At 69.9% G+C, this 12,819-nt stretch carries 14 protein-coding genes and 2 riboswitches; of the genes, 11 read left to right on the forward strand and 3 right to left on the reverse strand.

The features are described 5' to 3' along the window. Positions 1–7: 7 nt before the first annotated feature. Positions 8–124, forward strand: a riboswitch (SAM riboswitch). A gap of 31 nt (positions 125–155) precedes the next feature. The 8 genes from CH42_RS06500 (at position 156) to CH42_RS06535 (ending at position 6,606) form a co-directional block, all read left to right on the forward strand. Then, entirely contained in the window at positions 156–542 is a 387-nt protein-coding gene (locus tag CH42_RS06500) for a hypothetical protein (protein ID WP_053352399.1), read from the forward strand. A gap of 64 nt (positions 543–606) precedes the next feature. Then, a complete protein-coding gene (locus CH42_RS06505; RefSeq protein ID WP_053352400.1) occupies positions 607–1,329 on the forward strand; it encodes a hypothetical protein in 723 nt (240 codons plus the stop codon). An 83-nt stretch (positions 1,330–1,412) separates the two neighbouring features. Then, complete coding sequence (locus CH42_RS06510) at positions 1,413–2,114, forward strand: HAD family hydrolase (protein ID WP_156322488.1); 702 nt, start codon at positions 1,413–1,415, stop codon at positions 2,112–2,114. 8 nt (positions 2,115–2,122) lie between these two features. Then, on the forward strand, positions 2,123–3,136 hold the full coding sequence (gene phnD / locus CH42_RS06515; protein ID WP_053352402.1) for a phosphate/phosphite/phosphonate ABC transporter substrate-binding protein: 1,014 nt from the start codon (positions 2,123–2,125) through the stop codon (positions 3,134–3,136). Positions 3,137–3,186: 50 nt separating this feature from the next. Beyond that, on the forward strand, positions 3,187–4,038 hold the full coding sequence (phnC, locus tag CH42_RS06520; RefSeq protein WP_053352403.1) for a phosphonate ABC transporter ATP-binding protein: 852 nt from the start codon (positions 3,187–3,189) through the stop codon (positions 4,036–4,038). After that, positions 4,035–4,847, forward strand: coding sequence for a phosphonate ABC transporter, permease protein PhnE (gene phnE / locus CH42_RS06525; RefSeq protein WP_053352404.1), 813 nt, complete (start codon positions 4,035–4,037; stop codon positions 4,845–4,847). Before phnC ends, phnE (CH42_RS06525) begins: the two co-directional genes overlap by 4 nt. Further along, the gene (gene phnE, locus CH42_RS06530) at positions 4,844–5,689 is read left to right on the forward strand and encodes a phosphonate ABC transporter, permease protein PhnE (protein WP_156322489.1); all 846 of its coding nucleotides are present in this window, start codon (positions 4,844–4,846) and stop codon (positions 5,687–5,689) included. Before phnE (CH42_RS06525) ends, phnE (CH42_RS06530) begins: the two co-directional genes overlap by 4 nt. Before the next feature lie 2 nt (positions 5,690–5,691). Beyond that, entirely contained in the window at positions 5,692–6,606 is a 915-nt protein-coding gene (locus CH42_RS06535) for a MurR/RpiR family transcriptional regulator (RefSeq protein ID WP_053352405.1), read from the forward strand. A 40-nt stretch (positions 6,607–6,646) separates the two neighbouring features. Here the strand turns inward: CH42_RS06535 and CH42_RS06540 are convergent, their stop codons facing one another. Together CH42_RS06540 and CH42_RS06545 are read right to left on the reverse strand one after the other, a co-directional pair. Continuing rightward, positions 6,647–7,987, reverse strand: a complete 1,341-nt coding sequence (locus CH42_RS06540; RefSeq protein WP_239683969.1) for an NtaA/DmoA family FMN-dependent monooxygenase — start codon at positions 7,985–7,987, stop codon at positions 6,647–6,649. Then, entirely contained in the window at positions 7,984–8,733 is a 750-nt protein-coding gene (locus tag CH42_RS06545) for a YkoF family thiamine/hydroxymethylpyrimidine-binding protein (protein WP_075205273.1), read from the reverse strand. The genes CH42_RS06540 and CH42_RS06545 overlap by 4 nt, the downstream gene beginning before the upstream one ends. Before the next feature lie 51 nt (positions 8,734–8,784). Then, a riboswitch (TPP riboswitch) is annotated at positions 8,785–8,894 on the forward strand. A 31-nt stretch (positions 8,895–8,925) separates the two neighbouring features. Here CH42_RS06545 and CH42_RS06550 point away from each other — a divergent pair. The 3 genes from CH42_RS06550 to CH42_RS06560 are packed head-to-tail and all read left to right on the forward strand — an operon-like array spanning position 8,926 to position 11,569. Further along, positions 8,926–9,993 carry an ABC transporter substrate-binding protein gene (locus CH42_RS06550; RefSeq protein WP_053352407.1) on the forward strand — a complete coding sequence of 356 codons (1,068 nt, stop codon included), beginning with the start codon at positions 8,926–8,928 and terminating at the stop codon, positions 9,991–9,993. Further along, on the forward strand, positions 9,990–10,790 hold the full coding sequence (locus CH42_RS06555; RefSeq protein WP_239683970.1) for an ABC transporter permease: 801 nt from the start codon (positions 9,990–9,992) through the stop codon (positions 10,788–10,790). Before CH42_RS06550 ends, CH42_RS06555 begins: the two co-directional genes overlap by 4 nt. Beyond that, positions 10,787–11,569, forward strand: a complete 783-nt coding sequence (locus CH42_RS06560; RefSeq protein WP_053352408.1) for an ABC transporter ATP-binding protein — start codon at positions 10,787–10,789, stop codon at positions 11,567–11,569. Before CH42_RS06555 ends, CH42_RS06560 begins: the two co-directional genes overlap by 4 nt. On the opposite strand, the gene CH42_RS06565 is transcribed toward CH42_RS06560, so the two are convergent. Continuing rightward, positions 11,539–12,816, reverse strand: a complete 1,278-nt coding sequence (locus tag CH42_RS06565; RefSeq protein WP_053352409.1) for an FAD-dependent oxidoreductase — start codon at positions 12,814–12,816, stop codon at positions 11,539–11,541. The two genes, CH42_RS06560 and CH42_RS06565, sit on opposite strands and share 31 nt — an antisense overlap. Positions 12,817–12,819: the final 3 nt, after the last annotated feature.

The raw sequence follows: 12,819 nt of genomic DNA on the forward strand, positions 1-12,819 counted from the left end.
GCAGCACGTTCACGAGTTGCGGCCGTAGGTACCTGGCTGGCCGCACGACAACCCGAATCCATCGATTCCCGGGTGTCCCAGGGGAAGAACGGGCCCGCGAGATCTCGCGGTGCAAGATCGATGGGGTGGCGTGCCCCAGAGAGGGGATCATCCCCATGTCAACGGCAACATTTCCTGAGTTCACTGCGGCGGCGCCGGATCGCGTCGCCCTGGTCGATGCTCGCGTGGCCGGCGCGGCCGCGTCGATCGACGCCGAACTCCGCATCACCGACGGCCCGTGGGAAGGGTTCACGCGCGGGCGTGCCATCGCGTGGTGCTGGAACCTCTTCCAATACGAGCCGCACGGCTTCGTGCATCCCGGATCGGAGGTGCGCGTGCGCGCCTGGTTGCAGCTCGAAGCGGGCGGCCTACCCGCGGTCTTCGGCTACCCGGCGCGCGCCCGCGAACTCGAGGGCAACGGCGTCACGCCTACGTCGTACCGCGAGCTGCGGAAGGCGCTCGGGTCGCGCACGTTCAGCCCGGGCGACGTGCGGCGTGGCTGAGGCTGGCTGTGCGGTTGAGGCCGGACGTGCGGTTGAGGCTGGACGTGCGTGACATCATCGTGGGGTGATTGAACGCCGCCAGACCCCACCGGATGCGCAGCAAGCCCCGTCCGATCTCGACTTCGTGCTCGCCTGCGTGAGCGACGATGCGGCGGCCGGGCGCTTCGCCGATTGGGGGCGATCGACGGTCATCGATGAGCACACCGGCGTGGCCTCGTTCGACCGGGGACTCTTCGAGGTGCTGCACACCGCAGCGGGCATTTCGGCGGAGTTCCCGGTCGGCAACGCCGGCGTCATGCACGTCTACGGGTACTGGTTCTCGGAGGTGCCGACCCCGTTCGGGTTCAAGCGCGACCGCTGGCTGCACGGCGAGGTAGCGCAGGCATTCGGGCTCGCGTCTGAGGCATTCCACCTCACGCGCGGAGCCGACGACGGCTCGACCCCGCTGCAACGCCTGTCGCGGGTCGCGCTGCCGGCGCTGCGCTCGCCTGCTCCGGGCACACCGGAGGGAAACGCCCTCATCGGCGACCGTGCGAGTCGTGTCGTGTTCGCGCAGGTCGCTGGTGACGCCGCGAAGCCTGTCGGCGCCTCGGGGGCGGCTGGCTTCGCGGATGCGGCTGGGCTCACCAGCGGCGGATCGCCGGCGCTCATCTACGGCATCGCACCGACCGTGGGCGCGCCCCTGCAACTCATCACGGCGTTCCCGTTCGGGGGAGACGTCGCGGCGCTGATCGCCGAATTCGAGGGCGAACCCACCGCGCGTTGGAATGCCGCCATCGACTCGTAACGGTCTGTTCATGTGCCGATGGCCGTTTCGTCCATATCGCTCCGTAACTTTGGATGCATCGTCCAAACACTCAAGGAGCGCACATGGCACCGAGCATCGTATTCGACTTCGACGGCACCCTCGCTGTCGGTCACGGCCCGGTGCGCGCGTATGCGCACTGCGTCGCCGCGGCCGCCGCAGCCGGGTACCTCGATCGGGTCGAAGCCGAGCTCGCTCGCTACGACGCGGGTGACAGCGCCTTCCGTGACGGGTACGACATCGTCGGATCGCTCGCAGTCGCCGACGGCGTCACCGCAGAGGCAACGCAGCGCGCGTACGCCGAGAGCCGGGAATTGCTCGGTACCGCGAGCGCACCCGTCGACGCCGCTGACGGACTCGATGACATGCTCGAAACGCTGGGGCGTTCGGCGCGTCTGATTCTCGCAACGAATGCTCCTGAGCCCGGCATCGGCCGCGTGCTCGCGTCGTGGGGCGTGCAGCACCGTTTCGACGAGCGCCACTTCACCGTCGGCAAGCCTGCCGGGCTCGCGCCGCTCGTCGAGCGACTCCTCGCTGACGGCCCGGTGCTCGCGATCGGCGACATCGCCGAATACGACCTCGTTCCGGCGATCACCCTCGGCGCGGATACCGCGCTGGTGGGCGCGACCGCGGCGACCTCCACTGTTCCGGTGACGCTGCGCGGAGCCTCGCTCGCGCAGCTGCGCGCCGAGATCGAAACCTGGGCCGCGCTCGCGGCTTCCAGCACCTCCGCGCCGCTCGGCGCGGGATCCGGCATCGAAAGGTAACCCCACCCATGCGTTCATCCGTTCTCGCAATCGGCGCCCTCACCGTCGCCGCGCTCGGTCTCGCGGGCTGCAGCGCCAGCGACTCCTCGGCGTCGGCCACCGACGAAGCGCAGGCCTGGCCCGACTCCATCACGGTGTCGCTCGTTCCCTCGGTCGAGGGCGAAGATCTCGCTGAGGCGCTCGACCCGCTGACGACGTACCTCTCCGACGGTCTCGGCATCGAGGTCGAGGGCGTCGTCGCGAGCGACTACGCCGCGACGGTCGAGGCGCTCGGCGCCGACCAGGCCCAGGTCGTCATCACCGACGCCGGCTCGCTCTACCAGGCCATGAACCAGTACGACGCCCAACTCGTGCTGCGCGATGTGCGCTTCGGGGCGACCTCGTATGCCTCGGTCGCGTACACCAATAACCCCGACAAGTACTGCGAGACCGCCCCGGTCAAGGCGACGTATGCCGCCAGCAACATCGAGCTCTCGTACTGCAACGGCATCGAAGAAGCCGGGAAGAACGCGACCGGCCAGGGCGAAGCCGGCATCGACGCGCTGAAGAAGATCTCGAAGGGTACGAAGGTCGCACTGCAGGCCGCGACGTCGCCCGCGGGCTACCAGTACCCGGTCGTCGCCATGCGCGACGCGGGCATCGACACCGACGCCGACATCTCGCAGGTGCCGGTCGAGGGCAACAACAACGCCGTGCTCGCGGTGGCGAATGGCGACGCCGAGGTCAGCTTCGGCTACTGGGACGCGCGCACCACGGTCACCGCCGAGGCGCCCGACGTCGCCGACACGGTGACCGCGTTCGCGTACACCGAGATGATTCCGAACGGTGGCGTCGCGGTCGCGAACACCCTCCCCGCTGACCTCGTCGAGCAGCTGACGAAGCTGATGGACGACTACGCCGACTCCTCGGACGAGGCGAAGACCGTGATGTTCGACCTCGTCGGCCTCTCGGACTGGACCAGCGAGACGGCTGACGACGAGATCTCGCGCTACGGCGAGATCCTCACGCAGTTCGCGAACTGACGTCGCGGCAGCGCGGCACCCCACCACACGCAGGAGCACGAAGCACTTCGATGACACACTCACTCGATGAGCACCGCGGGGCGAGCGGTCGGCAGACGCCGGCCGCCGCCTCGTGGCGCATCGCCCTCGACGGGGTCTCCGTCACCTATCCGAACGGTACCCGTGCCCTGCACGATGTGTCGTTGACCATCGAGCCCGGCGAGATGGTCTCGATCGTCGGGCTCTCCGGATCGGGCAAGTCCACACTGATTCGCACGATCAACGGTCTCGTCGGCACCACCGGCGGCACCGCCACCACCGGCAGCGTCACCGTCGGCCCGCACCGCATCTCCGAGCTGCGCGGTCGCGCGCTGCGCGAGGCGCGCGGGCACATCGGCATGATCTTCCAGGCGTTCAATCTCGCCGAGCGCACGAGCGTGTACCGCAACACCCTCGTCGGTCGTTTTGCGCACTCGCCCGCGTATCGCACGCTGCTCGGGCTGCCGAGCGCCGAGGATCGCGACATCGCGCTGCGGGCGCTCGACTCGGTCGGCATCCTCGACAAGGTGTGGGTGCGCGCCGGTTCGCTCTCGGGCGGGCAAAAGCAGCGTGTCGCGATCGCCCGCGCGCTGTCGCAGCAGCCGAGTGTCATGCTCGCCGACGAACCCGTCGCGAGCCTCGACCCGCCCACCGCGCACGCCGTCATGGCCGACCTCGAGCGCATCAACGCGGAGCGCGGCCTCACCGTGCTCGTGAACATCCACCTCATGGATCTTGCCCGCCAATACACGACCCGCATGATCGGGCTGCGCGACGGCCGCGTCGTCTACGACGGGCCTGCGGCATCGGCCACCGACGCCGATTTCGAGCAGATCTACGGCCGGCCGATTCAACCCCGCGACCGACTGGGGTCTCAGGCATGACGAGCGCTGTGGAAACGCGCCTCGACCTGCCGACGCGCCCGCGCCACACGCTCCGCACGGCGCTGATCATCGCAGCCGTGGTCGGCTTCACCGTGCTCACCTGTCTGCCGGCGATCGGCGGCATCGAGCTCGACCTCGCCGCGATTGCGAAGAACTGGCGCAACGGCGTGACGAAGCTCGTGCAGCTGGCGCAGCCCAACTTCGGGTTCCTGCCGCGCACGTGGGCGCCGCTCGTCGAAACGCTGCAGATGGCCCTCGTGGGAGCGGCCGCTGCGGCGGTGTGCTCGATCCCGCTCACCCTCTGGGCTGCGGCTCCCACGAACCCGAACCGGGTCACTCGCGGGCTGGTGCGCACCCTCAACAACATCAATCGCGCGGTGCCCGACCTCGTCTTCGCCACCGTGCTCGTGGCGATGGTCGGGGTCGGCGCGCTGCCCGGTGTGGTGACGCTCTTCCTGTTCAACATCGGCATCGTCGTGAAGCTCGTCTCTGAGGCGATCGATGCGGCGGATCACCGCTACATGGAGGCCGGACGCGCCGCGGGCGGCACGCAGTTCCAGATCAACCGCGCCACAGCACTTCCGCAGGCGTGGCCGCTGTTCGCGAACCAGTGGCTCTACGCGCTCGAACTCAATGTGCGCATCTCGGCCATTCTCGGCATCGTCGGCGCGGGCGGCATCGGGCGGCTGCTCGACGAGCGCCGCGGGTTCTACGCCTACTCCGATGTCTCGGTCATCATCCTCGAGATCCTCGTCGTCGTGATCGCCATCGAAGTGCTCTCCAACCTCATCCGCCGGAGGCTCGTATGACCGCATCGCTCGACACTCGGCCCAAGGCAAGCCCTGCCATGCAGGCGTACGCGCCGCTGCAGTTGCCGGCCCGACCGTCGCGTCTCGCACCCACGGCGTGGGCGGTGGTCGCGGGGCTGGTGATCCTCGTCGCCGGGGGCACGCTGCAGATCACCTGGAGCGACCTCCCCGCCGTGCCGGGGCAGATCGCGCACTACCTCGAACTCATGTTCGCGTCGCCCAACTGGGAGAAGCTGCCGCGGGCGCTTTTCGAGACCTGGCGGTCGATCTCGATGGCGTGGATGGGCGCCATGCTCTGCGTCATCGTGTCGGTGCCGCTCGGCATGCTCGCCGCGCGCGCCGTCGGCCCGGCCTGGCTGCGCGCGCTGCTGCGCGGGGTGTTCGCGGTGATCCGTGCGGTGCCCGAGGTGATCATCGCCCTCGTACTGCTCACCGTGACCGGACTCACGCCGCTCACCGGCGCACTCGCGCTCGGCATCGCCGGCATCGGCACCCAGGGCAAGTGGGTGTACGAGACGGTCGAGTCGGCGCACGAGGGGGCGTCCGAAGCGGTGCGTGCCGCGGGCGGGTCGACCGCCGAGGTGACCCGCTGGGCGATTTGGCCCCCCGTCGCTCCGGCGCTGCTCTCATTCGCGCTGTACCGCTTCGAGATCAACATCCGCACCTCCGCCGTGCTCGGTCTCGTCGGGGCGGGCGGCATCGGAAGTATGCTGTCGAACTACACCAACTATCGGCAGTGGGACACGGTGGGAATGCTCTTGATCGTCGTCATCGTGGCGACGATGCTCATGGATACGATCTCGGGCGCGATTCGGCGCCGGATCATGAACGGAAGCAGGTAACGGTGGCCTGGCACGGAGCCCCCGACGCGCGCCCCAGCGCACGCATCGCCTCGCTCGCCCCCTCGCTGCAGCGCACCGAGCGCCGCGTGGTCGAGGCGATCGCCGCCGACCGCGAGCGCGCCGTCGCCTGCACCGCGCAGTCGCTCGCCGAGTGGGTGGAGGTGGGGCGCACCACCGTGATCCGCGCCGCGCAATCGCTCGGCTACGAGGGGTACCCGCAGCTGCGCGTCGCGCTCGTGCAAGAGCTCGCGCTCGAGGGCGCGGCGGCCGAGTCCGCCGGTGGTTTCGGCGGCGGCTCGGGCGGGGGCGATGGTGCCGGATCAGCGGCGGGCGACGCCACGATCCTCGGTGCGCTGCGCTCGCGCATCGGCCGCCTCGCCGCACGGCTCGACGACACCCTGGCGGCACTCACCGTCGAGGGGGTCGACGCCTTCGTGCACGCCCTCGACCGCGCCGACCGACTGCTCGTGATCGCGAACGGGCTCTCGAGCCCGCTCGGGCTCGACTTCGCCATGCGCCTGAACTCGGCAGGCCGCTCGGTCGAGCAATTCGCCGACCCCATGGCGCAGCAGATCGCCGCGCGTCAGCTCGGCGCGGGCTCGGTCTGCGTCGTGTTCTCGGGGTCGGGCGCGAACCGCGCCACCCTCGAATCGATGGATGCCGCGAAGCGGAGCGGCGCCCAAGTGCTCGCCATTACCTCGTTCGCGCGCTCCGCCGTCGACCGCGGTGCCGACGTCTCGCTCGTCGTACCGCCCGTGGGCGGCAGCTTCCACGACGAACTCATCCACACCTCGCGCGCCGCGCTCATGCTGCTCACCGAGCACCTCGTCGACGCGTTCGTCGAGCTGCGGGGCGAACGCGGGCAGGCGGCGCGGTCGGCGGTGCTCGACGTGCTCGCGGGCGCGCTCGAGGAGTAGCTCAGAGCGGGGAGCGCGGACTGACCCCGGGCGCGCGCCGCTACCCGCCGAGGTGATCCCGAAGCGTGACGCCCGAGTAGTCGGTGCGGAAGATGCCGCGTCGCTGCAGCTCAGGGACCACGCCATTCACGAAGTCCTCGAACGACGAGTGATAGAGCGCCGGCATGATGATGAAACCGTCGGCGGCGTCGCTCTCGAACAGGTACTGCAGTTCGTCGGCGATCGTTGCGGGCGAGCCGACGAGTTGCGGGTGCAACTGATTCAGCGCCTGCTCGATCGCGAGATCCGCCACCGTGAACCCGCGCCGCTCGCTGACTGCGGCGAGCATGTCTTCGAACCCGACGCTGCCGGTCGCCCCGCGGTGGGCGGCGAGCACCTCGGTCGCCCGGGCCGCGGGGTCGAGCGACTCCGCGTGCAGCAGTCGACCGAGCTTTTCGAGGGCGCCGGGCAGGTCGATCTGGGCGACGAGGGCCGCGAGCTTCGCCTGCGCCTCGGCATCGGTCCACCCGACCACCGGCTGCACGCCCTGCAGCACGCGGATCGCGTCAGGGTCTCTGCCGTGGTCGAGGCGCGCGCGATCCCGAATCTCGGTGCGCAGCTCACGCATCGCCTCGGGGGAGTCGCCGATCGCGAACACCACCTCGGCCCACCGAGCCGCGAACGCCCGGCCGCGCGGCGACGACCCCGCCTGCATGAGCACCGGAAACCCCTGTGGGCTCTGCGGCAGGGTCAGCGGACCGCGTGAGAGCGACCCCGCGACGCGGTGCACACGGGTGGCATCGGCGAACTCGCCGGTCGCCTGATCGTGCACCAGTGCTTCGGGTGCCCAACTGCGCCAGAGCTCGACCACGGTGTCGACCACCGCGTCGGCGCGATCGTAGCGATCGGCCGGGGGAGCGATGCCGTCGTGCCCATGGTTGCGCGCCTCGGCGTCGGTGGTCGAGGTGACGATGTTCCAGGCGGCGCGGCCACCCGACAGGTGATCGACGGAGAGCAGTTGCCGGGCGACCGTGTACGGCGGTATGAAGCTCGTCGATACGGTCGCCCCCAAGCCGATGCGCGAGGTGGCCCCCGCGACGAGCGACACCTTCGTGATCGGGTCGAGATAGATGGCACCCTTGCCCGCGGTGCGCAGCGTCGTCGCGAACTCGCCCGCACCGTCTTCGGGCACCGCCAATGCATCCGCGAAGAAGATCATGTCGAAGCAGCCGCGCTCCAGCGTGCGCCCGAGGTCGGCGTAGAACGCCCCGCTCAGCCAGTCGGTGCGACCCAGCGGGTTGCGCCAGTTTTCGGAGTACTGGCTCGTCGGCGGGTTCACCATGCCGACCAGGTGCATGCCGCGGCCGATGCTGGTGTCGGTGCGGGTGCCGGTGCTGGTCATACCGTGGGCTCGGGAGCCGGGATGCCCGCGATCGACGGGCTATTGATCGAGACCGTAAGGTGCGTCACGACGTGCTGCACCGTGGCGCCCACGCCGATCCACGCGTTTGCGGCCGTCTCGAGCACCGCCGAGAGGTCGCCGTCGAGCCGGGTGGCGTAGTGGTCGGAGCCGGAGTAGACGCCCTCGTGCTTCGCCTGCTCGATCGCCGCGTAGATCGGGGTCATGTGGTCGGCGGGCGCGGAGTCGGCACGCGGGCCGTGCGCTCCGTCGGCGCCGTGTGCGTCGAGCAGCGGGTAGAGCGACCAGTGCGCTCGGGCGCGCACCCCGGTGGGCGCCAGCGCAATGGGTGACGCAGCGAGCGCGTGCACGCCGGGCGGCAGCGCGCACTGCAGCTCGCCGGGGCAGCCGCGCGATAGCAAAATTGCGGCCGAGAGGTGCGCGCCGCTCTCCGCAGCCGCCGCGATCACGTCGCGCACGTACTCGAGCACCCGCTGTTCGCTGCCGGTGATGAACGTCGAGATGTCATTCGTCTCGACGGTGAGCCCATCAGCCGGGGCGCTTGCGAGGGCACCCAAGATGATCCGGACATACTCGGAGTCGTACACGGAGAGCGTGAAGCGCGCCCCGACGCCGTACTCCACGGGCGTCATCGTCTCGGCTGAGGTCAGAGACCCGGGTGCGCGTGGAACGCCTGATGCGGGCTGAAGGGTCGGCGTGGGCTGCGTGCTCGGTGAGGTCTGCGTCACGCAGCCCACCCTAGGGGACGACGCGCGCCACTCGCGCGAATGTTGCTAGGGTGAGTGCCACACGGGAGTCCGGTAGGCCGGGCTGAGAGGAAAGTACTCAACTTTCGACCGTCGAACCTGATCTGGATCATGCCAGCGCAGGGAGACGCTCTACGAACCCGTGCCCCATTCACCACAGAAGGGCACGCTTTCATGCGCAACCACCCCACCCATCCACGCCGCAATATGCGCCGGATCGCCACAGGTCTCATCGCCGCGGCGCTCGCCGCAGGGCTCGCGAGCTGCTCCACCGCAGCCGATGCGAACGACTCGGCGAACTCTAGCTCCGACGAAGTGACCCCGGTCACCTTCGCGCTCGACTGGGCGCCGAACACCAACCACATCGGTGTCTACGTCGCCGACGAACTCGGCTACTTCGACGATGCCGGGCTCGACGTCGAGATTCTGCCCTACGGCACGACGTCGGCGACGCAGCTCGTTTCCGCGGGCGAGGCCGACTTCGGCATCGGCGGGCAGTCGGGCGTGCAGATGGCCCGCACCGCGGGCCTCGACCTCGTGTCGGTGTACCGCGTCACGCAGAGCGACTCCGGTCGCATCGTCGCGCTCGCCGACCGAGACGATATCACCCGACCGAAAGACCTCGACGGCAAGACCTTCGGCGGCTTCGGGGCCCCCTTGTACTCGGCACTCGCATCGTCCACGATCGCGGGCGACGGCGGCACCGGCGACTTCACCGAGGTCACGCTCGACACCGGAGCCTACGAGGCGCTGTCGCAGGGCCGCATCGACTTCACGCTGTCAGTGGCGACCTGGGAAGATCTGCAGGCGAAGATCGACGGGCACCCCTACCGCGAGTTCAGCTACCAAGATTTCGGGGTGCCCGAGCAGCAGTCGACGGGCATCGTCTCGAGCGAGGCCTACCTCGACGCGCACCCCGACGAAGCCCGCGCGTTCGTGCAGGCGGTCGCCCGCGGGTACGCCTACGCTGCCGAGCATCCGGAGGAAGCCGCCGATCTGCTTATCGAGGCGAACCCCGACACGCTCGGCACCGCGACCGAGCTCGTGCACCAGAGTGCGAAACTGCTCGCCGACGAGTACCTCACGTCGCCCGACCGCGAGATCGGTGCGGCGAACCCAGATGCATGGAACGCATTCGGCGCGTTTCTGGTCGATGGTGGCTTCCTCACCGACGCCGACGGCACGACGGTGACCGAGGCGCCCGACTGGAGCGACTACTACACCGACGAGTACCTCGAGTGACCTTCGCCCGAGACGCGGTGAGCGTGACGGTGCGGCGGGTGCTCCCGCCCGCCGTCGCGCTCGTCGCATTGCTCGGTCTTTGGCAATGGGTCTCGGTCTCGGGCATCGTTCCCTCCGAACTGCTGCCGTCGCCGGCCCGTGTCGCGTCGTCTGGGGCCACCGAACGCGGCGCACTGCTGCACCATGCGTTGCCGACGCTGCTGGCGACGCTGACCGGGTTCAGCCTCTCGGTCGTCGTGGCGGCGCTCACCGCGACGGTGCTCGACTTCTCACGAGTGCTCCGATCAGCGTTGCTGCCGCTGCTGATCGTCAGCCAGACCCTTCCCCTCATCGCGATCGCGCCCTTGGTGGTGCTCTGGTTCGGGTTCGGGCTGGTGCCGAAGATTCTGCTCGTCGCATTCGTCACCTACTTTCCGATGGTGGTGGGGCTCTTGCGCGGTTTCGCGTCTGCCGACCCCGACGCTGAGCAGCTCCTGCGTTCGATGGGGGCGTCACGTGTTTCGGTCTTCCGTCTCGTGCGGCTGCCCTCGGCCATGCCGTCCTTCTTCTCGGCGCTGCGCATCTCGATCACGTATGCCGTGGTCGGTGCGATCTTTGCCGAGTACGCCGGGGCCGTCGCGGGGCTCGGCGTGTACATGCAATCGGCGAAGAATGTCTTCCGCACCGACCTCGTGCTCGCCGCCGTGGGCGTCAGCACCGCGCTGACGTTGGCGCTCTTCGGGCTCGTCGTGTTCGTCGAGCGCGTCGCGCTGCCGTGGATGCGCATCGAACGCGGCGAGCCGGCGGGTGCGCGATGACGGCGGGTGCCGGCAAGGCGACGCTCGAGCTCGCTTCCGTCGAGAAGCGCTTCGGCGAGCGCCGTGTGCTGGCCGACGTCTCGTTCACTCTCGACCCGGGTGAGATCGTCGCACTGGTCGGCGCCAGCGGCAGCGGGAAGTCGACACTGCTCTCGCTGCTCACGGGCGCGCTCCCGCTCGACGGCGGCGAGATCAGGTACGACGGATCACCACTACCGTCACCGCGCCCGTTCGCGTTCATGCCGCAGCGCGACGCCCTGCTGCCGTGGCGGCGCGTGGTCGCGAATGCGGCGATCGGACTCGAAGTGCAGGGGGTATCTCGCGCCGAGGCCCGACAGCGGGTGACGGCGCTCCTGGAACCCTTCGGGCTGGCCGACGCGGCCGATCGGTATCCGCGGCAGCTCTCGGGTGGCATGCGGCAGCGGGTGTCGTTTCTGCGTGCGGTCGTGCAGGATCGCCCCATCCTGCTATTCGACGAACCCTTCGGGGCGCTCGACGCCATCACGCGCGATGAGCTGCAGCGCTGGTTGCTCGACATGTGGGGCGTGCACCGCTGGAGCATCCTGTTCGTGACGCACGACATTCGGGAGGCGGTGCGATTGGCTGATCGGGTGCTCGTACTTGCCAACCGGCCCGCGCCCATCGCAGGGGCGGTCGAGGTCAGCCGAGACATTCCGCGCGACGAACGGTTTCTCGTCGACCCTCGGGTGCCCGCGCTCGAAGCGGAGCTCCATGCGCTCTTGCGGGCTCAGGCGTCGCGATCGAACCCCATGGCATAGGCCCGCTCGGGCAGTCGCACGAGCGGAGTGCGCATCGCCGTGCGCATGGCGGCGGCGATCGTGCCCGTGACCGACCGTGGCCACGGGCGCCCGAGCGCGGTGTTGAGCCCGGCGAGTCGCCCGGCCGTGCGTGCCGACGCGAGTCGGTTGCGCTCCCAGTGCGCAAGCGCGTGCGGTTCGTCGACCAGAGCGTGCGCGTGGAGGCGCGCGAGCACCGGGGCGAGGGTCACCGCATCGAGCAGACCGAGGTTCATGCCCTGGCCCCCGATCGGGCTGACTTCGTGGGCCGCGTCCCCGATGGCGATGACGTAGCCGGATCCGGCGCCGTGCTGCGCCCACGGCCCCGAAACCATGCGCGAGAGCAGCACCCGACGGATGCCGAACCCGGTCGCCGCCGTGACGCGCGATGCCAGCTCGGCGCGCCCGATCCGCTCGAGTACCGCAGCCGACAGCCGATCGACATCGGCCGCCTGCGCGGCGCGCGCCAGCGGCCCGGCGAGATCGGAGCAATGTTCGGTTCCGCGATTCGCACGCTCGCGCGCCTCGTGCGGGCCGGCGGCGGTGACGCGCGCGACCAGTCGCCGACCGCCGTTCGGAAGCGGGAACGATTCGGCGACACCGCTCGCCCCCAGCGTGATGACCGCCGTGTGCTCGGGTTCCCCCGGAGCATCGGCGAGGTCGGTCATGAGATACCGGTCGGCGTAGGCGTGCGAGCGCACCGGGAGAAACCCGCTCAGCAGTTGCCGTCCGCGGGCGCCCGCTGCGACCACGACCGTGCGCGCAGCCCACACGGTCGTGTCACCGGCGGCGTCTTCGGCGCGCACCCGCATCAGGTCGCCCGCGGCGTGCACCCCGATGACCCGCATTCCCCGGACAGGCTCAGGGGCGATCGCCGCGAGCGCCGCCTCCGTGACCTGCTGCGGAGCCGCGGCGATGAACGGGAAGCGCGGGTGCCGACGATCGAATCGCACCGTCGCGATCGTGCGCCCGGCTGCGCGGGCCATGCCCCGAGGAATGCGGGCGGCACCCTCGAGAATGCGTGCGGTCGCCCCGCTCGGCTCGAGCGCTGCGAGCACGGGCGGATGCACCCCGATCGCCCGGCTGCCCGGCGCTGAGTCAGTGCGACGCTCGATGAGCAGCGCTTCCACGCCGAGCCGCCGCAGTTCGGCGGCCAGGAGCGTGCCGCTCGGCCCCGCACCGATGATCAGCACCTCGTGCACCCCGGGGGCCTCGCGTTCCGCGCTCATGGG

The sequence above is a fragment of the Leucobacter musarum subsp. musarum genome (assembly GCF_001273845.1).
Classification (GTDB): domain Bacteria; phylum Actinomycetota; class Actinomycetes; order Actinomycetales; family Microbacteriaceae; genus Leucobacter; species Leucobacter musarum.